This is a genomic window from Lentzea xinjiangensis (assembly GCF_900110955.1).
Lineage (GTDB): Bacteria > Actinomycetota > Actinomycetes > Mycobacteriales > Pseudonocardiaceae > Lentzea > Lentzea xinjiangensis.
In genome coordinates, this window is sequence record NZ_FOFR01000010.1 from 112,228 (window position 1) to 134,999 (window position 22,772).

The window sequence follows — 22,772 nt, forward strand, 5'->3', positions numbered from 1 at the left end:
GAAAGACCCTCGACGACGAGATCCGATCCTCAGCAAGCAGACCGGGGCACTCGTGCGAGCCGCCGCTCCGGCCTGGTGAAGCTCCACGTGGTCGGTGTCGAGCTCGCCGGGCAGTTCCTCGTGACCGCGGGCGGCAATGCCGAACGCATCCACGGTGAAGCCGCCTTCGCAAACTCTGCGGCATCGCGCCACAACAACCGGCCAGCAGCGGACGCGCCACTGGCCGGCATCGGCCCAGCCGCAGCGGCGACCGCGCCCTCTACATCGTCACCATCGCCCGCATCCGCTGCCACCAGCCCACCCACGACTACGCCCAACGCCGCACCGCCGAAGACTTGAGCAAACGCGAGATCACCGTTGCCTCAAGCGCTACGTCGCCCGAGAGACCTACAACAACCTCCCGCTACCAACAACCCGATCAGAACCGGACGGCTGACTTCCGGCAGCAGCTTGACGAAAGTAGGAGCACAGAACGCTTCAACCGCACTCTGCAGACCGAGCGGGCCTACTACGAGGTCTTCGGCGACAATGCCGCCTGATCCGACGCGCTGGCGCCTCGGTTCGATCACTACAACACTGAACGTGCTTACATCAGACTTGATGGCTATCAGCTATCAGTCGAGTTCAGTCGCCAACCTCATGACCAAGTATGCCCGGAGTCAGACGGGAGACGGCGAGGAAGCCATCCGAATCAAGGTGGCAATGAAATTCAGGCATGACCCGCTTTGGTGGTCCGGTTGCCCAGGGGATCGGCGACAGCTACCACTTCTGAAGGCAGTCGACAAGATCTTCTTGGGTGATCTCGTAATCAGGACGTGTACCATTACCTAATGTGTAGATGACGCGCAGGCCGTCCGCTTCTGGAGTGATGCGGACGCCAGTCAGCTCAGACCGCACCAATGCGATCATGGGGATATTTTCGGGAAGAACTGCACCGTACATCTCGGTGTAGCCGATGCGGGCCGCTATGCGGGTCAGCTTCCTGAGAATTTTTCGGCCGATGCCGTGTCGTTGCCAGCGGTCCACGACTGCGACTGAGAACTCTGCGCGATCGAATGTTATTGCGATCAATCTGCCGACACCAACCGCTTGATTGCCCTGAAACGCACCTACTGCGACGTGGCGTACGCCATCGACATCGACCAGTTGGCCGCGTGCATAGGAGTCGAGCCGTGTCATATTCCTGTGGAAACGCAGGTATCGGCTCTCTGCCGACAACCCTTCGAACACTGCTTCGACGACTGCCGGTGCCGTCTTTCGGTTGAGTTCTTTGATGCGCATGGCCATCCTCTTGGCGGAGCTCGGATGTTGTGGTGATACCTCCTCAACGTGCTTGCGTGCGGTTGAACATTGCCGGATGCCGTAGTATTGCCCTTTTGGACGCCGAACGGCACACGGATAGCCCTCATGTGAGCGCGGCCGGAACGTCGTCGGAGGGCGAGCATCGCGAATCACGTGTTGTTCCCCTATGTCATTGATGCCGTCCCCCTGGTCGAGGCCGGAGCGGCTGGCGTCGAAGACGTTGACAACGGGGTCAAGAGCGAGGACCGCAACGGCAACGAAGGCATGACTGTCGCGAGCGCGTTGGCGTCGCGGCGCTGGCGTCCGCATCGGCGAGAATCGCAACTGGAAGATCAACGATCCTTGCCGCTCCGAGCACCTACTCGCAGCGCTGGGCGTCCGCGCCTGGCGAGGATCGCAATCACGGCACCTGGCGGTACCCTCAAGGCCGCGAGCGCTTCATCCACCTCGGAGCTCGACCCGACCCGGCGACGGTCGCGAAGCTCGTGTCACAGCTTCGAGGCCGCCTCGGGGTCGAGCCCATCCTCCGGGTTCTCGGTATCGCCTCTTCCACCTACTACGGCTGGGTCCGGCGCCAGGCAGACCCGTCACCGCGGCAGCGCCAGGACGAGGGCTGGTGGCCGGGAAACCGTTGTGGCTGTGGCACTCCAGCACCGTCCAGGGAGAAGTCACCGCAGCACAGGTGGACCGGTTGTGGCAGGCGTTCCTGCGCCGATTCGACCTGGAACACACGTTCCGGTTCTTCAGGCAGACCCTGGGCTGGCCCCGGCCCCGGCCCCGCATCCGCGACCCGCAGGCGGCGGATCGGTGGACCTGGCTGATGATCGCCGCCTACACCCAGCTCCGGTCCGGCCGGTCTCTGGTGGAGGATCGGCGCCGCCCCTGGAACGCGCACCGGCCACACCCGCCGGCTGTCCCCGGCCCGCGTCCGCCGTGGATTTCGTGCGATCCGACCGATGATCGCCTCGCCCACGAACGCGCCGAGGTCCTGCCGGCCAGGTCCGGAGGCCCAGCCGGGTCACGAAACCGGCTTCCGTCACAACACCATGAGCCCGGCAGGACCTCGACAACGGACATCAAAGATCGAAACTCAAGCTCAGAACTCCTGACTCAATGAGAGGTTGCGGAGTCGGCGCCAGCAGATGATGCCGCAGACCAGGCTGAGGAAGGCTTCGTGGATGTCGTCGCGGATCTCCCAGCGGGTCCGCAGGCGGCGGAACCAGTGCCGCAGTGCGAAGGTCTGCTCGACGACCCAGCGGTGACGCCCAGTCCGGAGCCGTGTTCGCTGCCGCGACGGGCGATCACAGGCGTGATGCCCTCGTCGCGCACCAGCGTGCGGTACTTGTCGTGGTCGTAGCCACGGTCGGCGTACAGCGCGTCGGGCCGGAACCGTGGCCGGCCGCGTTTGCCGCGCACCGGCGGGATCTGCTCGATCAGCGGCATAAGCTGGGTGACGTCATTGCGGTTCCCGCCGGTGAGCGAGACGGCCAGCGGGATGCCGTGTCCTTCGGTGATCAGGTGGTGCTTCGAGCCCGTTCTGGCGCGGTCGACCGGGCTCGCGCCCGTTTTGGGCCGCCTTTGAGCGCGCGGACGTGCGAGCCGTCGATCACCGCCCGCGACCGGTCCAGCGCATCCGCCGCGTTGAGTTCGGCCAGCAGATTCTCGTGCAGCCGCTGCCAGACCCCGGCCTGATGCCAGTCGCGCAGCCGCCGCCAGGCGGTCATCCCGGAGCCGAAGCCCAACTCCTGCGGCAGGAACTCCCACGGAATCCCGGTGTAGAGCACGAACAGGATGCCGCACAACACCTTGCGGTCATCCAGCCGCTTGCGCCCCGGATGGTCCGCACGACGCGGCACCACCGGGAGCAGCGGCTCGATCCGCGCCCACGACTCGTCGGACACGATCCAGGGAAGCCGCTCGCCCTTCCTCACATCGTGATCAACACATCGACGATCAAACTTGCTCCAAGATCATTCTGTTAGGAGTTCTTACTGCGTCCTCGCTGGTGCTGAGCCACATCGCGCGCAGTCGGGCTCGCGATCAGTTGATCTACCAGCCTGCAACCGATCACGCCGGACACGCAGCCGGTGGCCGCGGCGTGGACAAGTAGGACTGCGTTCGCTGCCTGGACGTGAGCCGCGCTGAATGTTCGACGGGCTGCCGTCATGTTGCATGCGGACAGCCCACGGGGCTCCTCGGATCTCGCCAGCTTCGGCCGGACGCTAGGAGCGCAATGTTTCGCATGGCGTTGCCCGATCTTGTCGTCGCACCAAAGGCCGGTCAGGCAGACCTCATCGAACTGCGACGACTGCACTTGACCGGCGGTGAACGCCGGACCCTGCGCCACAGCACCGCGTTGGTCGATCATTCAGCGCGTTGTACGCGCCCCACAGTGCTGTGGCGGGCGATCAGCCGGTGCGAGGCGCGTACCTCTATGCCGGGCAGTGGTTCCTTGTTGCCGATGCGCATGAGCAGCCTTTCCACCGCCGTCGTGGCGATGGCGTCCTTGTCCGGAGAGATGGTGCTGATCGCCGGGTTGGCATAGCGGCCTTCGTCGATGTCGTCGTAGCCGATCAGCGCAATGTCCTCGGGCACCCGCAACCCCCTTTCCAGCACCTCGTGCAACGCGCCGAGAGCCACCGTGTCGTTGTAGCCGAAAGCGGCGTCCGGCGGGTCGTCCCGGTCGAGCAGCGCTCGCATGGCGGCTGCACCGTCGGCACGGTTGAACCGGCGCGTCTGGACGATCAGCGACTCGTCCACCGGCAGACCGGCGTCCGCGTGGGCCTGCCGGTAGCCGAGGGTGCGCAACTGCGCCGCCTCGCCGGTCGGGTACGGCTGGTCGCCTATCGCGGCGATCCGACGTCTGCCCAGACCGATCAGATGCGCTGTGGCCTCACGGGACGCCTCGACGTCGTTGATGCCCACGTGGTCGAAGAAGGCGTTGGACGACCGCTCGCCGAGGAGGACGAGCGGAAACGTCGGGTCGCTCTCGGCCAGGTCCTCCTGCGCCAAGCCGAGCGGGCTGTAGATCATTCCGTCGAACAGGGCCGCCCGTGCGCCGCGCCGGATCAGTTCTCGCTCGTGGGTGGGATCGCCGTCGGTCTGGTCGATCAGCACGTGGTAGCCACGCTCGCGGGCCCTGGGGATGATCGCCTGCAGCAGTTCGGAGAAGTAGGGCACGTCCAGGAAGGGAACCACTACCGCGATCTGCCCTGACCGGCCGTTCGCCAGGTTGCGGGCCAGCACGTTGGGCCGGTAGCCCAGCTCCTTGATCGCCTTCTCGACCTTCTCGCGGGTGGGCTCGGTGACCGGTGCGTAGCCGTTGACCACGTTCGACACCGTGCGCGCGGACACCCCCGCGAGTTGGGCAACGTCACGCAGCGTGGCATCGCGCATCGGCTCACTCCGTCGGACCGGCGCGGCGGCCCACCGCTGCAGCGCTGCAAAGCAGTGTGCCTGCCGATCCTCGCCACGACAAGCCCAGCCCACCGAGGAGCGTGGAGCCTGGCGAGCCTCGAGCTCAAATGGCGTCAGATTGGGCCTTGCAGCGCAGCAAAAGGCGGGCCATAGTGCTTTGCAGCGCAGCAAGACCCATTGCCACGGTGGCAGCCTCGGTCGGTTCACTCGGCCCGCCAGCCCGTGGTGCAGCACCGCACAGACCTCAGGGGTCCTCGATTCGTGCCTCACGGGGTCGCCGCAATCCCGATCACTCACCGTGATGGCGATCGCGCATGCACTGACGCATGACGCGATGGAAAGGCGCTGATCATGCTCAGCACCAGATGGATCGCGAAACTCCGCGCAGGGCTCGTCGTCACCGGCTTGCTCGCCGTGGCCGCGTGCGGCGGAGCCGCCGACAACGCCGACGGGCCTGTGCGCGTGTCGGTCTGGGCCTGGTACCCGGAGTTCAAGGGCGTGGTCGACGCGTTCAACGCCTCCCACGAGGACATCCAGGTCGACTGGACCAACGTCGGCACCGGCCCTGACCAGTACGCCAAGCTCAAAACGGCGTTCACCGCCGGCAAGGGCGCACCGGACGTGGCGATGGTCGAGTTCCAGCAGATCCCGACGTTCGTCATCCTCGACGCGCTGGTGGACATGGGGCAGTACGGCGCCAATGACGACAAGAGCCTCTACGCCGAATGGGCGTGGAGCCAGGCCACCGACGGCGACAAGGTCTACGCCATCCCGGTGGACGGCGGACCGATGGCGCTGATGTACCGGAAGGACCTCTTCGACCAGCACGGCATCCCGGTGCCGACGACCTGGCAGGAGTACGCCGACGCGGCGGCGAAGATCAAGGCCGTCGACCCGAACGCCTATGTCGCGAGCTTCGGCAGTGACGGCGGATGGCTCAACGGGCTGATGTGGCAGGCGGGTTGCCGGCCGTACGGCTACTCGCAGGCCAAGGCCAAGGACCAGGTGAAGATCAACCTGACCGCGCCCGAGTGCGAGAAGGTCGTCAAGCTGTACGGCGACCTGGTGGACAAGGGCCTGATGGCCAAGGACAAGTTCTTCACCGCCGACGCCACCGCGGCGCTGGACTCCGGCAAGTACTGGACCTGGGCCGCGGCCGGCTGGACGCCGGGTTACGTGGCCGGCTCGCTCAAGAACACCGCGGGCAAGTGGGCGGTCGCGCCGATGCCGCAGTGGACCGCGGGCGCCGACGAGCAGGGCGACTGGGGCGGTTCGACGTTCACCGTGACCAAGCAGGCCAAGAACCCGCAGGCGGCGGCCACGGTGGCCCGCGAGTTGTTCGGCCGCTCGAAGACCGCGTGGGACATCGGGCTGAACAAGGCGTTCCTCTACCCGCTGGTGAAGGAGGTCGCGGCCGATCCGGCGTTCACCGGCAAGGCGTACGACTTCTTCAACGGTCAGAAGGTGAACGAGATCTTCGTGCCGGTGTCGGGAAAGCTGGGCGAGTTCCAGTACACGCCGTTCCAGGACTTCGTCTTCCAGGACCTCAACGACCGCGCCGCCGAGGCGATGTCGGGCAGCAGGCAGTGGAGCACGGTGCTGGGGGAGACGCAGAAGAACGTCGTCGCGTACGCCGAGAAGCAGGGCTTCAAGGTCAGCCGGTAGTGCCCCGAGGCCTGCCGCGGCTCGTAGTTCGCGGCAGGCCGACCACCCCAGTCCAGGAGGTCCCCCGTGACGCGGTCCATACCGATCACGGCACCCGCGGTCGACGACCTGCCGCCGTCTCCCCGTCCGGTCGAGAGCAAACCACGACGGAGACGGCGCCGGGTCACCGCGCACCCGGTGGCCGGAGCACTGTTCGTACTGCCGTTCTTCCTCGTCGTCGTCGCGTTCCTGATCGTGCCACTCGGCTACGCGTTCTGGCTCAGCCTGTCCAGCAAGAGCCTCGCGCTCGGCACCCGGTTCACCGGCATCGACAACTACGTGCGCGCGTTCACCGACCCTGTCCTGCTGGACGGCCTGTGGCGGGTCGTCCTCTTCGGACTGGTGCAGATCCCCGTCATGCTCGGCATCGCGCTGGCCGGAGCGTTGACGCTCGACGCCGTCACGACGAAGTTCGCCGTGGCGTTCCGGCTCATCGCGTTCATGCCCTACGCCGTGCCGGCCGTCGTCGGCGCGCTCATGTGGGGCTTTTTGTACAGCCGCACGTTCGGCCCGTTCGCGGACCTGCCGACGCTCCTCGGCGGCGACCCGATCGACTTCTTCAGCGCCTCGTTGCTGCTGGTGTCGCTCGGCAACATCGTGACCTGGGCGTGGACCGGCTACAACATGATCATCCTGTACTCGGCGTTGCAGGGCGTGCCGCGCGAGATGTACGAGTCCGCGGTCATCGACGGGGCGACGCCGGTGCAGATCGCGTTGCGGGTCAAGGTGCCCGCGATCAAGCAGGCCATCTCGCTGGCCGCGATCTTCACCGTCATCGGCACCATGCAGTTCTTCACCGAACCGCAGATCATGGCCCGGTTCGCGCCGCAGATCTCGGCCGGCTACACACCGAACCTCTACGCCTACAACCAGGCGTTCGCCTACTCGGACTTCAACTACTCGGCCGCACTCTCGTTCACGCTCGGTTTCGTGGTGTTCGTGGTGGCCTACGCGTTCGTGTTCGTCAACCGCAGGCGGGGAGCACGCTCATGACCAGCGGCGGAGCCAGCAACACGAGGGGAAAGACCTGGCTCCCGCATCTCCTGATGGGTGCGGGCATCCTGTACTTCCTGGTGCCGCTGCTCTGGGTGGTCATCGCGGCCACCAAGAGCCAGCCGGACCTGCTCGACAGCCCGGCGCTGTGGTTCGCCGAGTTCAACCTGGTGGAGAACATCGAGCAGCTGTTCAGCGAGGACGGCGGTGTCTACGGCGGTTGGCTGGTCAACACAGCGCTGTACGCGGGGCTCAGCGCTCTGGGCGCGACCGCACTCGCCGCCGCCGCGGGCTACGGACTGGCGCGGTTCTCGTTCATGGGCAAGAAGTTCTTCGAAACCGCGTTGCTCGGCATGATCATGGTGCCGGCCACCGCACTGGTGCTGCCGACGTACCTGATCCTGTCCGAACTCGGCATCGTCAACACCATGTGGGCGGTCGTCCTGCCATCGCTGCTCAGCCCGTTCGGCGCGTACCTGGTCCGCGTCTACGTGGACGAGAGCGTGCCGGTGGAGCTGATCGATGCCGCGCGCATCGACCGGGCGGGCGAGTTGCGCATCTTCTGGCAGATCGTGCTGCCCATGATGCGCCCCGCGCTCGTCACCGTCTTCCTGTTCACCCTGGTGGCGACGTGGAACAACTACTTCCTGCCGCTGGTGATGCTCAGCGACGCCGACCTCTACCCGCTGACCGTCGGGTTGACCACCTGGTTCAACACCGCACAGCAGGACGCCGGGAACCGGATGCTGTTCAACCTCGTCGTGACCGGCTCACTGCTGGCCATCGTCCCGCTCGTCGTCGCCTTCGTCCTGTTGCAGCGCTTCTGGCGCAGCGGGGCGGCGGCAGGCGCTGTGAAGTAGGAGAACCGTGCTCAACGCTTCCCTGGTCCTCAACCCCCACTACGTCATCGCGCCGGTGCGACGCCGGCTCTTCGGGTCGTTCGTCGAACACATGGGCCGCTGCGTCTACACCGGCATCTACGAGCCCGGCCACCCGACCGCCGACGAGGACGGTTTCCGCGGCGACGTGCTGGGACTGACCCGTGAGCTCGGGGTCGAGCTGGTCCGGTACCCCGGCGGCAACTTCGTGTCCGGCTACCGCTGGGAGGACGGTGTCGGCCCGGTCGCCGAGCGCCCGGTGCGCCGCGAACTCGCGTGGCACAGCCTCGAGACGAACGAGGTCGGCATCGACGAGTTCGTCCGCTGGGCACACAAGGCCGGCGTCGAGGTGATGTACGCGGTGAACCTCGGCACCCGCGGCGTCGCCGAAGCGCTCGACGTGCACGAGTACATGAACCACGAAGGCGGCACGCACCTGTCGGAGCTGCGCAGGGCGAACGGTTCCAAGGCACCCCACGGGGTGCAGATGTGGTGCCTTGGCAACGAGATGGACGGCCCGTGGCAGCTCGGCCACAAGACCGCCCACGAGTACGGACGGCTGGCCGCCGAAACGGCCCGCGCGTTGCGGCAGGCCGAACCGGGACTGGAACTGGTGGCGTGCGGCAGTTCGAACTCGGCCATGCCCACGTTCGGCGAGTGGGAGTCCACCGTGCTTGAGCTGACGTACGAGCAGGTGGATCACATCTCCCTGCACGCCTATTACGAGGTGCTCGACGGTGACGTGGACAGCTTCCTCGCCTCCGCGGTGGACATGGACCACTTCATCGACAGCGTCGTCGCCACGGCGGACGCGGTCGGCGCGCGGCTGAAGAGCGACAAGCGCATCACGTTGTCGTTCGACGAGTGGAACGTCTGGTACATGAAGCGGTTCCACGCCACGCCGCGCACCGAGTGGGAGGTCGCGCCGCGCGTCATCGAGGACCAGTACGACGTGAACGACGCGGTCGTCGTCGGCAACCTGCTGATGTCGCTGCTGCGGCACAGCGACCGGGTGGCCGTGGCGTGCCAGGCGCAGCTGGTCAACGTGATCGCGCCGATCCGCAGCGAGCCGGGCGGACCGGCGTGGCGCCAGACGATCTTCCACCCGTTCGCGTTGACCTCGCGGTTGGCGCGTGGGCAGGTGCTGCGGGTGGAGACGTCCTCGCCGACGTACTGGACCAAGCGCTTCGGTGACGTCCCCGTCGTGGACGCGGTCGCGACGCACGACGCGGAAACGGGCGGCACGGTGGTGTTCATGGTCAACCGGCATCAGTCCGAGCCGGTGGAACTCCGGGCGGATCTGGCCGCGTTCGGTGAGGTGATGGTGGCCGAGGCGTGGACCGTGCACGACGAGGACGGTGCGGCGACCAACACGGAAGCCGATCCGGACCGCGTCGTCCCGCGACCGCACAAGACCGGCATCACCGATGGCGACCTGCACGTCGTCCTGCCGCCCAGGTCCTGGACCGCCGTCCGCCTCACCGGCGGTCAGTAGCCGATGCGGAAGGTGGCGTCATGGCGGTCGGCCGCCGCCGACCCGGTCGAGATCGGGTCGATGCGCAGCGCGTAGCCGGAACCCCGGATGTGGCGGTCGGGGAAGTTGTGGGAGCAGAACGAGGTCCACGCCGAGTCGGCGAGTCCCGCGACGCGGTGGAAGGTGGCGTCGGCGGCGAAGGCCGAGCTGCCGTCGTTCACGGCCAGGACGAATGCGTAGTCGACGTGGCGCAGGTAGCGGTCGGGGTGGTTGAGCGAGCGGAACGAGATGGCCGCCGAGGACACCAGGCCCGGGACGAGCTGCCACATCGCGTCCTGGTACGGGTCGAACGGGTAGGGGTCGATGCGCGCGGCGTTGCCGGTGTGCCGGATGCTTGGCGTCGAGCGGCTGGCTGTACTGGGCCTTGGTCAGCGGCGGCCACGAGCCGGTGGCGATGTTGCCCGAGCGCCAGGCGCACAGCTCGCCGTTGACGGGGGAGAACGAGTCGCCCCACAGCCACCACTCGTTGCGGTCGTGGGCTTTGACCACGACCGGGGTCTCGATGCCGCCGTTCACCACGCCGGCGGTGTAGGTGCCCCGGTCGAAGCTGCGCGGGGTGAGGTGGAGGATCGGGCGCCGCAGAGGCGGCCGTCGCTGAAGCTCTTGTAGTACAGGTAGTTCGCGTAGAAGGCGTCGCGCCGCCGCTGTTGGCGGAGTAGAGGATGCCGTACTGGTTGCGCGAGGCGTCTCAGAACGCCTCCGGTGCCCACGTGTGAGTCGGCGTGGAGTGCATTTTCAGTCGTCGGTACCCGGTGAACGACCGCAGGTCGGCGGAGTCCCAGGCGTGGATGTACTGGTTCTGGCGGGTGAAGTCGGTGCCGGTCAGATCGGCGGCCAGCACGACGAACCCGCCGTTCTGCTTGCGCATGATGAACGGGTCCCGCTGACCCTTGGTACCCGCCGTGGGGGTGGCCACCGGGGTGCCCTGGTTGAGCGGCATCCAGTTCAGGTCGTCGGTGCTCACCGCCAGGGCCACCGCGGCCACCCCACCGGCGAGAGAAGTGCGTCGTCGCACCACTGGACGTCTCCTGTCCGGAGCGACGGAGATGGCCGGCGGCGAGGGCCGCCGGCCATCGGAGGGTGATCGATCAGGACGCGGGTTCGCCGGCCGGGGCGGCGAGCGGCGTGCCGAGGCGGACCGGAGTGCCGAAGTTCGGCGTGCCGTCGGCGTTCCAGGTGAACTTCTGCGCGCGGGTGGAGCGGTTCATGTCGCAGCCGCCCGAGGCGCTGTCGTTGGCGTGGTAGACGATCCAGTCCTCCGTGCCGTCGGGCGACTTGAAGAACCCGTTGTGGCCGGGGGCGAACACGCCGTTGCCGTCGTTGCGCTGGAACACCGGGTTGGGCGACTTCGTCCAATGCGACCGGTTGAGCGGGTCGGACCCGGTGAGGGTGAGCAGTCCCAGCTTGTAGTCCGGGCCCCAGCACGCACTGGCCGAGTACACGATCATCGTCTTCCCGTTGCGGTACAACGGCTCAGCGCCCTCGTTGACCGCCGCGGTCTGCCGTTCCCACGCCAGCGTCGGCTGGGAGATGGTGCGCCGCGCGCCGCTGAGCGTGTAGGGGTTCGACATCGGGGTGATGGTCAACGACTGGGTGCCGTCCATCGCACTGCCCATCAGGTACAGCTTGCCGCCGTGCTGGAGGATGCTCGGGTCCAGCTCCCAGGTGTTGCCCAGGTCGGCCTTGAAGCTGTAGGGCCCCATGGGGTCGGCACCGGAGGACTCCAGCACGTGCAGTCGTTGGGTGGGGTTGTAGTCCGGCACGTTCTGCCCGGCGACGTAGTACAAGTACCAGCGGCCGTTGAGGAGGTGGAACTCCGGCGCCCACATGTTGCAGCAGCCGTTCGGCCGGCCTGCCAGGTTGAAGATCACCTGGTCGGCGGCGCTCGACAGCCCGGCGAGGGTGCGCGATCGGCGCATGGTGATCGTGGAGTTCCACGTCGTCGTCGCCAGGTAGTAGTACCCGTTGTGGTGTTGCAGCCAGGGATCCGGACCGTTGCGCTTGATCGGGTTGGTGAACGTGCCCGCCGCCGGCGCGCCCAGCTTCACCAGCTGCCACTGCTGGTTCGCGCCGCCGGTGTCGGGCCACTGCACGACCCGCGCACCGTCGGCGGTGGACCACTCGTAGGTCTCCACGGCCTTGCCGCTGTTGCGGTTGAGCAGCCGCACGTACCCACCGGACGAGTCCGCGAGCTGGAACTGCTGACTGGTCGCGTTGCCGTCGGCCCATTGCACGAGGTCGGCGGCGTCGGCGGTCGAGCTGCCCGAGACCTGGAGGACCTTGTTGCTGTGTTTGGACCTCAGCCGGTAGTAGCCGCCACCGGAGTCGACGAACTGCCACTGCTGCCACGCCCCGTCGTTGCGCGTGTACTGCGAGATCCTGGCGCCGTCGTTGGTGGCGAGGTCGTAGACGTCCAAGGCCTTGCCGCTGTTGCGGTTGACCAGAACGTACGACGCGTTGATGTCCACTGTGGCCGCCGACACCGCCGGTGGCAGGGCGGAGGTGATCCCGCCGAGCAACGCGGTGGTGGTGGCCAGGACGAGGGTGGTCCGCCGTCGTCTGCGGCGGCTGGTGGTCGAGATCATGCTCTTCTCCCTGCGGGGCGCTGCGCGGGTGTCAGGTACGTGCATCAGTGGACGTAGGGCCAGCCGCCGGAGTCGATCGCCAGCAGGTTGACGCCGAGCAGGGACGCGCCGTTGTCCGCGTAGTAGTGGTAGACCAGCACGTCGCTGTCGCTGTCCGCCAGCACGTCCTGGTGCCCAGGGCCGTGGATGCTGCCCTGGCCGGCGAGGACCTCGGTACCACCGCCGGAGGTCAACGTCGTGCCGTTGCGGTCGACGTAAGGGCCGGTGACGCTGGCCGAGCGGCCGACCATGACGCGGTAGGTGCTGGAGGCGCCCTGGCAGCAGCGGTCGAACGAGACGAAGAGGTAGAAGTAGCTGCCGCGCTTGACGATGTTCGGCGCCTCGATCGCGCCGCCGTTGCGGCCGGCGATGGCGCGGATCGTGGAGTCCGAGCGCAGACCGGTCGACGAGTTGAGCGCGATCATCTTGATGCCGGACCAGAAGGAGCCGAAGCTCAGCCACCAGCGGCCCTGGTCGTCGACGACGAGGTCGGGGTCGATGGCGTTGAAGTTGTCGCTGGTGCGCGACTCGACGACCAAGCCGCGGTTGGTCCACGTGCCGGAGTTGCCACTGGAGCTCGTGGCCAGGAAGACCGCCGAGCGGTTGGAGCCGAAAGTCGAGGCCGAGTAGTACATCCAGTACTGGCCGTTGCGGTAGGAGATGTCCGGCGCCCAGAGGTTGCGGCTGTTCGCGGTGTAGGTGTCGGCCCACGGCGTGCCGCTGGGGAAGGCGGCGCCGGCGTTGCGGAACGCGGTGCGGTCGGTGGAGGTCTTGAGCGCGATTCCGTTGCCGGTGTGCGCGATCAGGTAGCTGCCGTCCGAGCGCTTGACGGCGCTCGGGTCGTGCACGCCGATGTCACCGGTGACCCGGCCTGGGGCGGGGTATGCCGCCGCCGCGGATGGTGTCATCGCGGCTGTGGCGGCCAAGGCCAGCAGCGGTATCAGAACGCGTTTCATCGATAAGACCACGATGTCCTCGATTTCTGGCGAGTGGTTGCGGCGGCGCGACTTGTTGCCGACTGGTGCAGTGCACGTGTCGGCTGATGGGTGTTGAGCGGGTGTCAGCGCGAGGGGCAGGACGTCCTGTGCCGGCGTGCTGATCTGCACAGTGCGAAGACGTCAGCTGCCCGGAAAGTCGTCTGCGTGCGTGAGCCCATGTCTCGCCTCCTCGCGAGCGGGAACCTGAGTGCACCACCGGTTGTGTTCCGGGCCACATCACCGAAGCGCTCTCAGCACGATAACGATGCCTGGCACACTCGACAAGGCCCTCTGTTATCGCTAACAGTGGTTGTTAAGTCGAATTTTTCGACCACACAAGTTTCGAATTGGCCTTGAACTGCTGGAACACGTGATCCATCCAAGGTGGAACAAGCCGACAACCCAGGGAAGTGTTAGCGATAACATCGGTCGGCGGCTGTGTCGTCAGGCGACGTGCAGATCTCTCATCCGCCACGAGACGCCGCAGGGTGGTCAGATGCTTGTGGAGAACGCCGAGGACTCGAAGCGTGCGACCGGGTTGCGGAACAGTGCCAAGGCGAGCGGGCTGAAGCCAGTCGGTGGGACGGGGTGTTGCAGCAGTTGACCGAGCGGCTGCTGGAGTCCGTCGAGCACGACTGTGCGCAGCGCGAGTCGTTCTAGGACGATGGCGACCAGCAGGACCACGATCGAAACTTGTTGCCACGAGTCGACTGGGTGCGGGGCCGTCCACTTGTGCCATGCATGGTCCGCAACCGGAGGGGAGTTCGGGCGTGGCTGTCCGCTTCGCGCGCTTGCCGCCGAGCAGGAGCGCCTGGTCGCTCGTGTCCGCCACCGAGTGGACCGACCCGGCCAGCATCCGTCGCGCACCACGCCGTCACCTCGGTGCGGATGCGCAAGGTCGCATAGCCGCTACGGCAGCATCACATCCGGCGGGATCTGCAGCGCGATGGTGATCAACGAGTGCACTCGCGTCGCGATGACCGCGAGCAGGCCCTGCATCTCCGGTGCGGCGACGTCCGCGGCCGTCTGGAGGGCCTGCAGGTCGACGTCGATGCGGTCCAGGATCGCCGCGACGTCGGAGGCTCGGGTGTTCAGCGCCGTGGAAATCTCCTCCAGGGGAACACCGTGGACTTCCAGACGTTGAACCAGGTGGATGCGATCCACATCGGCCTGGGCGTAGAGACGGTAGTTCGACGCGGTGCGCTGGGCAGGGCTGATCAGGCCCAACGTCGTGTAGTAGTCGACGGTGCGGATGCTGACGCCCGCTCGCGCGGCCAGTTCGCCGATCTTGAGCAACGCTTCGCTCACGTTCACCTCCTCCGAAAACCATACAGTGTCGCGTGCTACTGTGAGGTCATGTCTGAAGAAGCCGACATCGACGGCTGTAGTAGTACGCCGGGGCGAACCCGGCTGAACGTTCTCAACGCCGCGAGTGCGGCATGTTGATCCTCTCGGGCCTGCTGGCGATCGTGGCGCTCACCGCCGCCACCGGCTACTTCGTGGCCCAGGAGTTCGCGTACATGGCGGCCGACCGTGGTCGGCTGCAGCAGATGGCCGAGGACGGCGACAAGGCCGCCGAGCGTGCCTATCGCGTGACGCAGAAGCTCTCGTTCATGCTGTCCGGTGCCCAGTTCGGCATCACGGTGACGGCGCTGCTCGTCGGTTACGTGGCCGAGCCGCTGCTCGGTACCGGCCTCGCGAACCTGCTCGGGCTGCCCGAGTCGTTCGGCGTGCCGCTGGCGATGGCCGTGGCGCTGATCTTCGCCACCGTCGTGCAGATGGTTCTGGGCGAGCTGCTGCCGAAGAACCTCGCGATCGCGAAGCCCGAGGCGCTCGCCACGTGGCTGAGCTCGTCGACGCTGGTCTACCTCAAGATCGCCGGTCCGCTGATCCGGTTGTTCGACGCGGCGGCCAACAAGCTGCTGCGTTCCATCGGGATCGAGCCGGTGGAGGAGCTGCCGCAGGGCGCGACGCCGGAGGACCTCAAGCAGATCGTCGGCGACGCGGGGGAGCAGGGGCACCTCGACCCGGAGCTCGCCCAGCTGCTCGACCGGGGTCTCGGCTTCCGGGAGCTGGCGGCCGAGCAGGCGATGACGCCGCGGGTGAACGTGCACTGGGTCCGGTTCGACGAGCCCGCCTCACGCGTGGTGGAGCTGCTCGACACCGGTCACTCACGTTTTCCCGTGGTGGGCGACGACCTGGACGACATCCGCGGCGTCGTGGGCCTGGCCGAGGTGTTGACCCTCACCCCCGAACAGCGGCCTGCCACGCCGATCGGCGACATCGCCTCGCCCGCGCTCGTGGTGCCCGCGACGTTGCCGCTGCCGGCCGTGCTGGAACGGCTGCGCACGGAGCGCCGTCAGCTCGCCTGCGTGCTGGACGAGTTCGGCGGCTTCGCCGGGATCGTCTCGCTGGAAGACCTCGCCGAGGAACTCGTCGGCGAGATCCACGACGAGGACGACCTGTTCGAAGAAGTGGTCGAACGCCTCGACGACACCAAGTGGCAGGTCCCCGGACGCATGCGGCTGGACGAGGTCGAGGACACGACCGGCGTCGCGTTGCCGACGGATGACGCGTACGACACCGTTTCCGGCCTCGTGCTGCACCGGCTCGGCCGCACCGCCGAGGTGGGCGACGAGATCGAGCTGGACCACGTGACGGTGCTGGTCACCGCTGTGGCACGCAACGTGCCCGAGACCGTGGTCGTGACGTCACGAGTTCGGGAGGAGGCTCGATGAGCACCGGAATGTCTCTCGCGATCTCCTTCGTCCTGCTGGCGCTCAACGCCTTCTTCGTCGCCGCCGAGTTCGCGTTGATCGCGTCCAAGCGGCACCGGCTGGAGCAGGAGGCCGAGACGTCGCGTGCGGCGCGCGCCGCCGTCGCCGGCGTGCGCGAGCTGTCGCTGATGCTCGCGGGTGCCCAGCTCGGCATCACGCTGTGCACTCTCGGGCTCGGCGCGCTGGCCAAGCCGGCCGTCGCCGACCTGCTCGACCCGTTGCTGACGGCGGTGGGCCTGCCGGAGGGTGTCGCGTACGGCGTCGCGTTCGCGATCAGCCTGGTGCTGGTGGTCTTCCTGCACATGGTCGTGGGCGAGATGGCGCCGAAGTCCTGGGCGATCTCGCACCCCGAGAAGTCGGCGCTGATGCTGGCGCTGCCCTTCCGCGCGTTCGCGCACTCCGTTCGCTGGATCCTCGGTGGACTGAACTCGACGACGAACGGCCTGCTGCGCCTGATGAAGGTCGAGCCCCAGGACCAGTTGGCTCAGGCGCACCGGCCTGAGGACCTGCGGCTTCTGGTGCGGCAGTCCGCCGAGCACGGCCTCATCGGTGAGCACCAGCAACGACTGCTGACCCGCATGCTGCAGGTGCAGAAGACAACGCTGCGCGAGGTCATGGTGCCGATGGAGGAGACCTCCACTGTCACCGCGCACACCACGGCTCGCGAGATCGAGCGCCGCAGCCTCCAGTGTGGACGGTCACGCTTCCCGGTGACCGATCTGCGCGGTCGCTACGTCGGCCTGGTGCACATCCGCGAGGCCATGCGTGCCACGGCACGTGGCGAGGACCCGGACGCCCGCTCGTTGATGGGCCCCGTGCTCACGCTGGAAGCCGGAATGCCGGTGGCCGCGGCCGTCACCGCGATGAAGGCGGACCGCGCGCAACTCGCGCTCGTGTCCGATGCCGACCGCGTGGTCGGCATCGCGGCGCTGGAAGACCTGCTCGAAGAGCTCATCGGCGACTTCGACGACGAGACCGACGCACCGCGTGTCGCGGTGCGCCAGAACTAACTCACACCCAGTCCCCGCAGGAGGAGACTTGTTCAAACGGATGCTCAGCGCGTTCGGCGTCGGCGGCCCGTCCGTCGACACCGTGCTGGACTCGCCACACGCCGCGCCCGGCCAGGTCGTCACCGGGCAGGTGCGCATCCAGGGCGGCAGCGCGGACGCCGAGATCGGCCAGGTCGTGCTGTCTCTCGTCACCCGCGTCGAGGTCGAGCACGGCGACCACGAGTTCGGTGGTGTGTCGGAGTTCTTCCGCATGATCGTGCAGCAGGGCGTTCGCGTCCCCGCCGGTCAGCTGATCTCGATCCCGTTCCAGCTGCCGATGCCGTGGGAGACCCCGATCACCGCGGTCGGTGGCGGCCCGCTGCCCGGCATGACCGTCGGCGTGCGCACCGAGCTCGTGATCGCGGGCGCCCCCGACAAGGGCGACCTCGACCCGGTCCTGGTGCACCCGCTGCCGTCGCAGGACGCGGTGCTCAACGCGTTCGGGCAGCTCGGTTTCTCGTTCCGCAGCGCGGACGTCGAAGCCGGCCGCCTGCACGGCGTGCCGCAGGAGCTCGGCTTCTACCAGGAGATCGAGTTCTTCCCGCCGGCCCAGTTCGCGGGTGCCGTCCAGCAGGTCGAGCTGACGTTCGTGGCGAACCCGCACGAGCTCTACGTGATCCTGGAAGCCGACAAGCGCGGCGGCATGTTCTCCTCCGGTGGTGACGCGTTCGGTCACTTCCGTGCATCGCACCAGGAGGCCCAGGGCACCGACTGGGCGTCGGCCATCAACGGCTGGCTCACTCAGGTCGCTCAGCGCGGCGACGCGAACCCGGCGTTCGGCGGCGGGCACATGGGCCACAACCCGGCGTTCGGCGGCCAGCCCGGCTACGGCCACCAGCCCGGCTACGGCCACCAGCCCGGCTATGACCAGCACGGACACCACGGTGGTCATCACCGCAGCGGGCCCGGCATCGGTGGCGTGGTCGCCGCGGGTGCGGCGGGCGTCGTCGGTGGAATGGTCCTCGGTGAGGTCGTCGAGGAGGTCTTCGAGGACGGCGGCGACTTCGCCTTCGGCGAGGAGTGATCCACGGGTGCGGCAGGCGATCACCGCTTCCGATGGTCTTCGCCTGCCGCACCGCCACATCCGTGTCCTGGCCGAGAGCGCCAGGCCCCACCTGCGTCACAAGTGAAACGGCGGAGCAATGGCACCGACAACATTGAGCAGGCCACGTGACAACCGCAGGATTGCCGGCGTGTGCGCCGGGCTTGCCGCGAGGTGGGGGATGAAGCCGGGCACGGTCCGGCTGCTGTTCGTGCTTTCCTGCCTGTTGCCCGGCCCGCAGTTCGTCGTCTACCTCGTGCTGTGGGTGATCATGCCCAGCCGCTAGACGTGGCAGCAGACACGTGCGGCAGGCGTCCGCCTTACCAGGTCACGCTTGTCGCACCATTCTTCGTGAATGGAAGCCGCTGACAGGACGGTCGAACCGGTACAGCGGGGTGTCCGGGTACACCGGGTCGATCATGCGGCGAGCCGAGCGGATCCGGTCAAGATCAAGCCGCGTCCTGGGCACGCCGAGATCGTGTCCACAGGGTTCCGCCCTTGACCGCCGACATCACGTACCTGGCTGGCGTCCAGCTCGGAGTCGCGGGCTCGGAGTGTCACCACCTCGACAAGGCCGGAACTCATCCGAAGCTGCCCGTCGCGCTATGGGCTCGTTCGCAATCGCATCCGCTCAGCGGCACAACGCGATCAGCGGCACGACAGCGCAGTGAGCTGCTGCGTGCGTTTCGAGGAAGAGCCGCCGTCCCTTCTGCCGGCGATCAGGCGGCGGACGTCAGGTCGCGGCGGCCGGGGTGACGAGACCGGTTTCGTAGGCCAGGACGACGAGTTGGGCTCGGTCGCGGGCCTGTAATCTGGAAAATGTAGCCTGTCTTCACAGGCTTGATGTGGCGGCTGATGCGCTAACGGCGGCCTCCTCTAAGCTTAAGAGCAATGTCGACGAAATGCGCAGTGTCTCGGAGTTGGCGCTGGATGCGACAACCGTCAGACCTCCTGACCGGTTCGTGTATTTTCGCAATGGTGCGATAACGGGTGCGGTGCTGATGGCCATGGTCTTTGGATTTATATGGTATGTGGCTACGTACCCGGCTTGATTGCAAGCTCACATCACGGGAGACCATGTCCTCGTGCAGCCGCGCCGCACCCCGGCCTCGGTCCCGCGGCATGCCAGCTCTGACCTTTGGCTTCAATCGCGGGTGAGCGACGCGTTGCAGAGTTTCGGCACCCCACCGGGTTCCTTTCGCGGGTGGGAGAAAGGGTGCTCACTGGTCATGGCGGGTGCGGCTCAGCCCGTCGAGGAAGAAACCGAGTCCACGACGCCACCAGTCCCCGCCGAGGCGGATGGCTTGGGCGTTGAGCCAGATCAGCCGGCCGATGTCGGAAGGATCGGCGTCGGGCCGGAGTGATCCGTCTGCCTGTGCGGCGCGCATCAACGTCTCAGCCTGGGCGATGGCGCGCTCGTGGACGGAGCGCAGCTCACCGGCGTGGGGGTAGCGCAGGGCGACCACGTCGTTGAAGGCCGGATCGGCCGCCTGGACCTCGCCCAGGGCCGACACATAGCTTTCGAACCGCTCCCACGGTGTCGTTCCTGTGGTGGCCGCGATCGCGGCGTCGAGCTTCCTGGCCGCGATGTCGGAGACAGCGGCGTCCATCAGCCCTTCCCGGCTCCCGAACCGGTGATAGATCGTGCCGGCGCTGACGCCGGCACGGCGTGCGATGTCCTCCAAAGGCGCGTCCAGCCCGTGCTCGGCGAACGCCTCGGAGGCCGCCGCCCGGATGCGCTCGAGGTTCCGGCGTGCGTCTGCGCGCATCAGATCTCTTCTCCGGAATAACTTGACAGGCCATCAAGTTCTAGCTGGTGTCTCAAATTGAGAGTACCTCAAGATAGCCTCGGAGGATCCCATGACCGACTACGGTCACGAGCTCAGCTTCGGCGTCAGCGTCGATCCTGCCGCTCAGGGCTTGGAGCAGGCCTTCGCCCTGGCACGTCAGGCCGACGGCCTCGGCCTTGACCTGCTCGGCGTCCAGGACCACGCCTACCAGCCGACCCACCTCGACACCTGGACGTTGCTCACCTACCTCTCGGCCGCGACCGAGCGGATCTCGGTGATGACCGATGTCGCCGACCTCCAGCTCAGGCCGCCGGCGATGCTGGCCAAAGCCGCCTCCTCGCTGGCCATCCTCAACGGGGGTCGTGTGCAGCTGGGGGTTGGCGGCGGGCCGTTCCCCGACGCCATCGCGGGCATGGGAGCGCCACGACGTGAAGGCGGCGCCATGGTCGCGTACGCCGACATCTCGGTGGAGATCCTTCTCCAAGCCCTGCGCGGCGGACCGGTCCGGGCGGGCAACGAGGAGCTCGACGTCACCTACGTTGCGGGCCCGGCGTCGCGGCAGCGTCCCCAAGTGTGGCTAGGCGCCCAGAAGACACGCATGCTCAGACTGGTGGGCAGGCGTGCGGAGGGCTGGATCTCGCCGCTCAACATCTACGTGCCACCTGAGGACGTGCCCGAAAAACAGGGCATCATCGATGACGCCGCGCGCGCCGCCGGCCGCGATCCAGCCGACATCCGGCGCATCTACAACGTCATCGGCGCCATCACCGCCACCGGTGGGCAAACACGCAACACCGCTCAAGGGCTGATCAGCGATGTCGCCGGCTGGGTGGACTTCCTCACCAGCTCCGTGACCGAACTGGGTTTCGACACCTTCATCTTCTGGCCTGCAGGCGACGCCTCCACGTCGTTGGAAGCATTCGCACGTGAGGTCGCTCCCGCGGTTCGTGACCGTGTCGCGGAACAGAGGGCCTCCCGATGAGGACACAGCCCAGCGGACTGCTGACCGTGACACCTGCTGACGACGCCTACCGGCTGCTGCGCTCGACGTACACGACACGCCACTCACCGGCCGAGATCCTCCTGCCCGGCACAGCGGCCGAGGTGTCCGAGGCGGTCATGTACGCGGCGGCCACCGACCTTCCCGTCTCCGTGCGCAGTGGCGGTCACGGACTTTCCGGGACCTCGTCCAACGACGGCGGCATGGTGGTCGACCTGAGCAGGATGAACGCGGTCACCGTCCTGGACCGGGACACCCGCCTGGTCCGGGTGGGCGCGGGTGCGCGATGGGCAGAGGTGGCGTCCGCCCTCGCCCCGTACGAGCTCGCGATCAGCTCCGGCGACCACGGCAACGTCGGCGTCGGCGGCTTGGCCACTGCGGGTGGCCTGGGGTGGCTCGTGCGCATTTATGCCTGACGATCGATCACGTGCGCGCGGCGACCGTCGTGCTGCCCTCCGGCGAACTCGTCCGTGCCGACGCCTCGAACCCGGATCTGCTCTGGGCGGTTCGCGGCGCGGGTTCCTACGTCGGCGTGGTCACCGACTTCGACATCGAGGGCATGCACCTGCCTGGAATCCACGCCGGTCAGGTCGTCATCGAAATCGACGACGGCGGCGTGGCCTTGCGCCGGTGGTCCGAGTCCATGGCGAACGCACCCCGGGAACTCACGATGAGCGGCATTCTCACGACCGCCGAAGGAGGCCGGCCGGTGCTCGTCATGACCGCGGTTCTGGCAACGAGCGATCTCCGCGTCGCCGAAGCGGCCCTCGCACCTTGGACCGGGCAGAGTGGTGTGCATCGGGGCCTTCTCGGTCGTGGCCGGTATGCGGAGCTCGTGTCGCACAGCCACCTCCACCCCAATGTCGGGCAATAGCCGGCGACCACGACCAACGCCTTGCTGGGACGGCTCACCGAGGAATCCGCCCAGGCGTTGGTGGAAGTCGTCCGGCATCCGTCCCGGCCACTGGTCCAGGTCCGCGCCATCGGGGGAGCGGCCAACGACATCGCCCTCGAAGCCACGGCGTATGTCCATCGCGCCGCGGAGGTCCTCGTGACCGTCACGGCTTTTCCGCCCCAAGGCTCTCACGAGCTTCACGCGGCGACGCGTCCGCTCTGGGGCCATGCCATCGGCGCCTACCGGAATTTCGAGAGCCGGCCTTCGGCTGAGACTTTTGATCGCGCTTTCCCCGGCGCCACCGGCGAGCGCGTGCGGGACCTGGCCCAGAAGTACGACCCGGCCGGGATTTTGCGCCGCAGCCAGACGTAGGTGACCCGAGCGCCGCCACCGGCCTCCGGTCCCTCCTGGCCTGGTGCAACGCGTCGAATCTGCGCGAGAAAGGGGTGTCCGGCTCGCACAGCGCGTGGCCGTCGAACGTGCCGGAGCGGGGAACGGGCTGGCGTACGTGGCGTCGACCTGTGGCGAGTGGCAGAACGCCTGGGCGGGGGTCGGCGTGTGGATGGACATGTTCCGCGTCTCCGCGGGCTGAGAAGGCGTAGCGGGCCGACGGTAAAAGGTCGGGGCATGTGAACTCGTGAGTTCTTGTGCCCCGACCCCACCATTTACCTCTGTGCTACCGCGTCAGAGCCACGGCGGCGGCTTGATTGCGCTCATCGAGCCCTCCTCGTTTCGGGATTGTCAGTACCACCCAACATCCTCAAGTCCGCGGTTGCAACAGATTCGGTCG

23 protein-coding genes and 1 pseudogene are annotated in these 22,772 nt (G+C 67.3%); 14 read left to right on the forward strand and 10 right to left on the reverse strand.

The annotated features are described in order from the left end of the window. Nucleotides 1–759 precede the first annotated feature (759 nt). The 3 genes and pseudogenes from BMW88_RS21915 to BMW88_RS21930 form a co-directional block, all read right to left on the reverse strand. A complete protein-coding gene (locus BMW88_RS21915) occupies nucleotides 760–1,638 on the reverse strand; it encodes a GNAT family N-acetyltransferase (RefSeq protein ID WP_089953426.1) in 879 nt (292 codons plus the stop codon). A gap of 760 nt (nucleotides 1,639–2,398) precedes the next feature. Continuing rightward, nucleotides 2,399–3,206, reverse strand: a pseudogene (locus BMW88_RS21925) (IS5 family transposase). Nucleotides 3,207–3,666: 460 nt separating this feature from the next. Further along, on the reverse strand, nucleotides 3,667–4,791 hold the full coding sequence (locus BMW88_RS21930; RefSeq protein WP_245777965.1) for a LacI family DNA-binding transcriptional regulator: 1,125 nt from the start codon (nucleotides 4,789–4,791) through the stop codon (nucleotides 3,667–3,669). 279 nt (nucleotides 4,792–5,070) lie between these two features. On the opposite strand from BMW88_RS21930, the gene BMW88_RS21935 reads away from it, so the two are divergent. From BMW88_RS21935 to arfA, 4 genes are all read left to right on the forward strand, one after another. Then, nucleotides 5,071–6,384: an ABC transporter substrate-binding protein gene (locus tag BMW88_RS21935; RefSeq protein WP_089953430.1), complete on the forward strand. Its 1,314-nt coding sequence runs from the start codon at nucleotides 5,071–5,073 to the stop codon at nucleotides 6,382–6,384. 66 nt (nucleotides 6,385–6,450) lie between these two features. After that, nucleotides 6,451–7,416 carry a carbohydrate ABC transporter permease gene (locus BMW88_RS21940; RefSeq protein ID WP_245777966.1) on the forward strand — a complete coding sequence of 322 codons (966 nt, stop codon included), beginning with the start codon at nucleotides 6,451–6,453 and terminating at the stop codon, nucleotides 7,414–7,416. Beyond that, a complete protein-coding gene (locus tag BMW88_RS21945) occupies nucleotides 7,413–8,276 on the forward strand; it encodes a carbohydrate ABC transporter permease (protein WP_089953432.1) in 864 nt (287 codons plus the stop codon). The genes BMW88_RS21940 and BMW88_RS21945 overlap by 4 nt, the downstream gene beginning before the upstream one ends. 7 nt (nucleotides 8,277–8,283) lie before the next feature. Next, nucleotides 8,284–9,789 (forward strand): arabinosylfuranosidase ArfA, encoded by a 1,506-nt coding sequence (gene arfA, locus BMW88_RS21950; RefSeq protein ID WP_089953433.1) that lies wholly within the window; start codon nucleotides 8,284–8,286, stop codon nucleotides 9,787–9,789. Here arfA and BMW88_RS42845 read toward each other — a convergent pair. Continuing rightward, nucleotides 9,783–10,160: an AbfB domain-containing protein gene (locus BMW88_RS42845; protein ID WP_218148174.1), complete on the reverse strand. Its 378-nt coding sequence runs from the start codon at nucleotides 10,158–10,160 to the stop codon at nucleotides 9,783–9,785. The genes arfA and BMW88_RS42845 overlap by 7 nt on opposite strands. Nucleotides 10,161–10,162: 2 nt before the next feature. Between BMW88_RS42845 and BMW88_RS42850 the strand changes: the two genes are divergently transcribed. After that, a complete protein-coding gene (locus BMW88_RS42850; protein ID WP_218148162.1) occupies nucleotides 10,163–10,360 on the forward strand; it encodes a hypothetical protein in 198 nt (65 codons plus the stop codon). Between the two features lie 156 nt (nucleotides 10,361–10,516). Here BMW88_RS42850 and BMW88_RS42855 read toward each other — a convergent pair whose 3' ends face one another. The 5 genes from BMW88_RS42855 to BMW88_RS21975 all read right to left on the reverse strand — a co-directional run bounded on the left by BMW88_RS42855 (nucleotide 10,517) and on the right by BMW88_RS21975 (nucleotide 14,737). Beyond that, entirely contained in the window at nucleotides 10,517–10,843 is a 327-nt protein-coding gene (locus BMW88_RS42855; RefSeq protein WP_218148163.1) for a glycoside hydrolase family protein, read from the reverse strand. A gap of 73 nt (nucleotides 10,844–10,916) precedes the next feature. Beyond that, nucleotides 10,917–12,413, reverse strand: coding sequence for a family 43 glycosylhydrolase (locus BMW88_RS21960; RefSeq protein WP_245777967.1), 1,497 nt, complete (start codon nucleotides 12,411–12,413; stop codon nucleotides 10,917–10,919). A 44-nt stretch (nucleotides 12,414–12,457) separates the two neighbouring features. Next, complete coding sequence (locus tag BMW88_RS21965; protein ID WP_089953435.1) at nucleotides 12,458–13,408, reverse strand: arabinan endo-1,5-alpha-L-arabinosidase; 951 nt, start codon at nucleotides 13,406–13,408, stop codon at nucleotides 12,458–12,460. A 513-nt stretch (nucleotides 13,409–13,921) separates the two neighbouring features. Then, complete coding sequence (locus BMW88_RS41040; RefSeq protein WP_143116184.1) at nucleotides 13,922–14,113, reverse strand: hypothetical protein; 192 nt, start codon at nucleotides 14,111–14,113, stop codon at nucleotides 13,922–13,924. Nucleotides 14,114–14,338: 225 nt separating this feature from the next. Further along, nucleotides 14,339–14,737 carry a MerR family transcriptional regulator gene (locus BMW88_RS21975; protein WP_089953666.1) on the reverse strand — a complete coding sequence of 133 codons (399 nt, stop codon included), beginning with the start codon at nucleotides 14,735–14,737 and terminating at the stop codon, nucleotides 14,339–14,341. Between the two features lie 131 nt (nucleotides 14,738–14,868). Between BMW88_RS21975 and BMW88_RS21980 the strand changes: the two genes are divergently transcribed. The 4 genes from BMW88_RS21980 to BMW88_RS21995 all read left to right on the forward strand — a co-directional run bounded on the left by BMW88_RS21980 (nucleotide 14,869) and on the right by BMW88_RS21995 (nucleotide 18,583). Next, nucleotides 14,869–16,167 (forward strand): hemolysin family protein, encoded by a 1,299-nt coding sequence (locus BMW88_RS21980; protein ID WP_089953438.1) that lies wholly within the window; start codon nucleotides 14,869–14,871, stop codon nucleotides 16,165–16,167. After that, the gene (locus BMW88_RS21985; protein WP_089953439.1) at nucleotides 16,164–17,216 is read left to right on the forward strand and encodes a hemolysin family protein; all 1,053 of its coding nucleotides are present in this window, start codon (nucleotides 16,164–16,166) and stop codon (nucleotides 17,214–17,216) included. Before BMW88_RS21980 ends, BMW88_RS21985 begins: the two co-directional genes overlap by 4 nt. Nucleotides 17,217–17,244: 28 nt before the next feature. Continuing rightward, nucleotides 17,245–18,279, forward strand: a complete 1,035-nt coding sequence (locus BMW88_RS21990) for a sporulation protein (protein ID WP_089953441.1) — start codon at nucleotides 17,245–17,247, stop codon at nucleotides 18,277–18,279. Nucleotides 18,280–18,397: 118 nt separating this feature from the next. After that, nucleotides 18,398–18,583, forward strand: coding sequence for a PspC domain-containing protein (locus BMW88_RS21995; RefSeq protein WP_089953443.1), 186 nt, complete (start codon nucleotides 18,398–18,400; stop codon nucleotides 18,581–18,583). A 934-nt stretch (nucleotides 18,584–19,517) separates the two neighbouring features. On the opposite strand, the gene BMW88_RS22000 is transcribed toward BMW88_RS21995, so the two are convergent. Then, on the reverse strand, nucleotides 19,518–20,066 hold the full coding sequence (locus tag BMW88_RS22000; RefSeq protein WP_089953444.1) for a TetR/AcrR family transcriptional regulator: 549 nt from the start codon (nucleotides 20,064–20,066) through the stop codon (nucleotides 19,518–19,520). Nucleotides 20,067–20,157: 91 nt separating this feature from the next. On the opposite strand from BMW88_RS22000, the gene BMW88_RS22005 reads away from it, so the two are divergent. From BMW88_RS22005 to BMW88_RS44025, 5 genes are all read left to right on the forward strand, one after another. Next, nucleotides 20,158–21,069, forward strand: a complete 912-nt coding sequence (locus BMW88_RS22005; protein WP_089953446.1) for an LLM class flavin-dependent oxidoreductase — start codon at nucleotides 20,158–20,160, stop codon at nucleotides 21,067–21,069. Beyond that, on the forward strand, nucleotides 21,066–21,503 hold the full coding sequence (locus tag BMW88_RS22010) for an FAD-binding oxidoreductase (protein WP_089953448.1): 438 nt from the start codon (nucleotides 21,066–21,068) through the stop codon (nucleotides 21,501–21,503). Before BMW88_RS22005 ends, BMW88_RS22010 begins: the two co-directional genes overlap by 4 nt. Nucleotides 21,504–21,514: 11 nt before the next feature. Then, entirely contained in the window at nucleotides 21,515–21,961 is a 447-nt protein-coding gene (locus BMW88_RS22015; protein WP_089953450.1) for a hypothetical protein, read from the forward strand. Nucleotides 21,962–21,982: 21 nt separating this feature from the next. Further along, nucleotides 21,983–22,354 (forward strand): hypothetical protein, encoded by a 372-nt coding sequence (locus BMW88_RS22020; RefSeq protein WP_089953451.1) that lies wholly within the window; start codon nucleotides 21,983–21,985, stop codon nucleotides 22,352–22,354. Between the two features lie 94 nt (nucleotides 22,355–22,448). Further along, the gene (locus BMW88_RS44025; RefSeq protein ID WP_281249429.1) at nucleotides 22,449–22,574 is read left to right on the forward strand and encodes a hypothetical protein; all 126 of its coding nucleotides are present in this window, start codon (nucleotides 22,449–22,451) and stop codon (nucleotides 22,572–22,574) included. Nucleotides 22,575–22,772 lie beyond the last annotated feature (198 nt).

What these genes read in the sequence shown, in the direction of transcription:
- BMW88_RS21945 (WP_089953432.1), top strand. Translation starts at nt 7,413, where the DNA reads ATGACCAGCGGCGGAGCCAGCAACACGAGGGGAAAGACCTGGCTCCCG.
- BMW88_RS21965 (WP_089953435.1), bottom strand. Translation starts at nt 13,408, where the DNA reads ATGAAACGCGTTCTGATACCGCTGCTGGCCTTGGCCGCCACAGCCGCG.
- BMW88_RS21935 (WP_089953430.1), top strand. Translation starts at nt 5,071, where the DNA reads ATGCTCAGCACCAGATGGATCGCGAAACTCCGCGCAGGGCTCGTCGTC.
- BMW88_RS21980 (WP_089953438.1), top strand. Translation starts at nt 14,869, where the DNA reads ATGTTGATCCTCTCGGGCCTGCTGGCGATCGTGGCGCTCACCGCCGCC.
- BMW88_RS21960 (WP_245777967.1), bottom strand. Translation starts at nt 12,413, where the DNA reads ATGATCTCGACCACCAGCCGCCGCAGACGACGGCGGACCACCCTCGTC.
- BMW88_RS22005 (WP_089953446.1), top strand. Translation starts at nt 20,158, where the DNA reads ATGACCGACTACGGTCACGAGCTCAGCTTCGGCGTCAGCGTCGATCCT.
- BMW88_RS22010 (WP_089953448.1), top strand. Translation starts at nt 21,066, where the DNA reads ATGAGGACACAGCCCAGCGGACTGCTGACCGTGACACCTGCTGACGAC.
- BMW88_RS21995 (WP_089953443.1), top strand. Translation starts at nt 18,398, where the DNA reads ATGGCACCGACAACATTGAGCAGGCCACGTGACAACCGCAGGATTGCC.
- BMW88_RS21985 (WP_089953439.1), top strand. Translation starts at nt 16,164, where the DNA reads ATGAGCACCGGAATGTCTCTCGCGATCTCCTTCGTCCTGCTGGCGCTC.
- BMW88_RS22000 (WP_089953444.1), bottom strand. Translation starts at nt 20,066, where the DNA reads ATGCGCGCAGACGCACGCCGGAACCTCGAGCGCATCCGGGCGGCGGCC.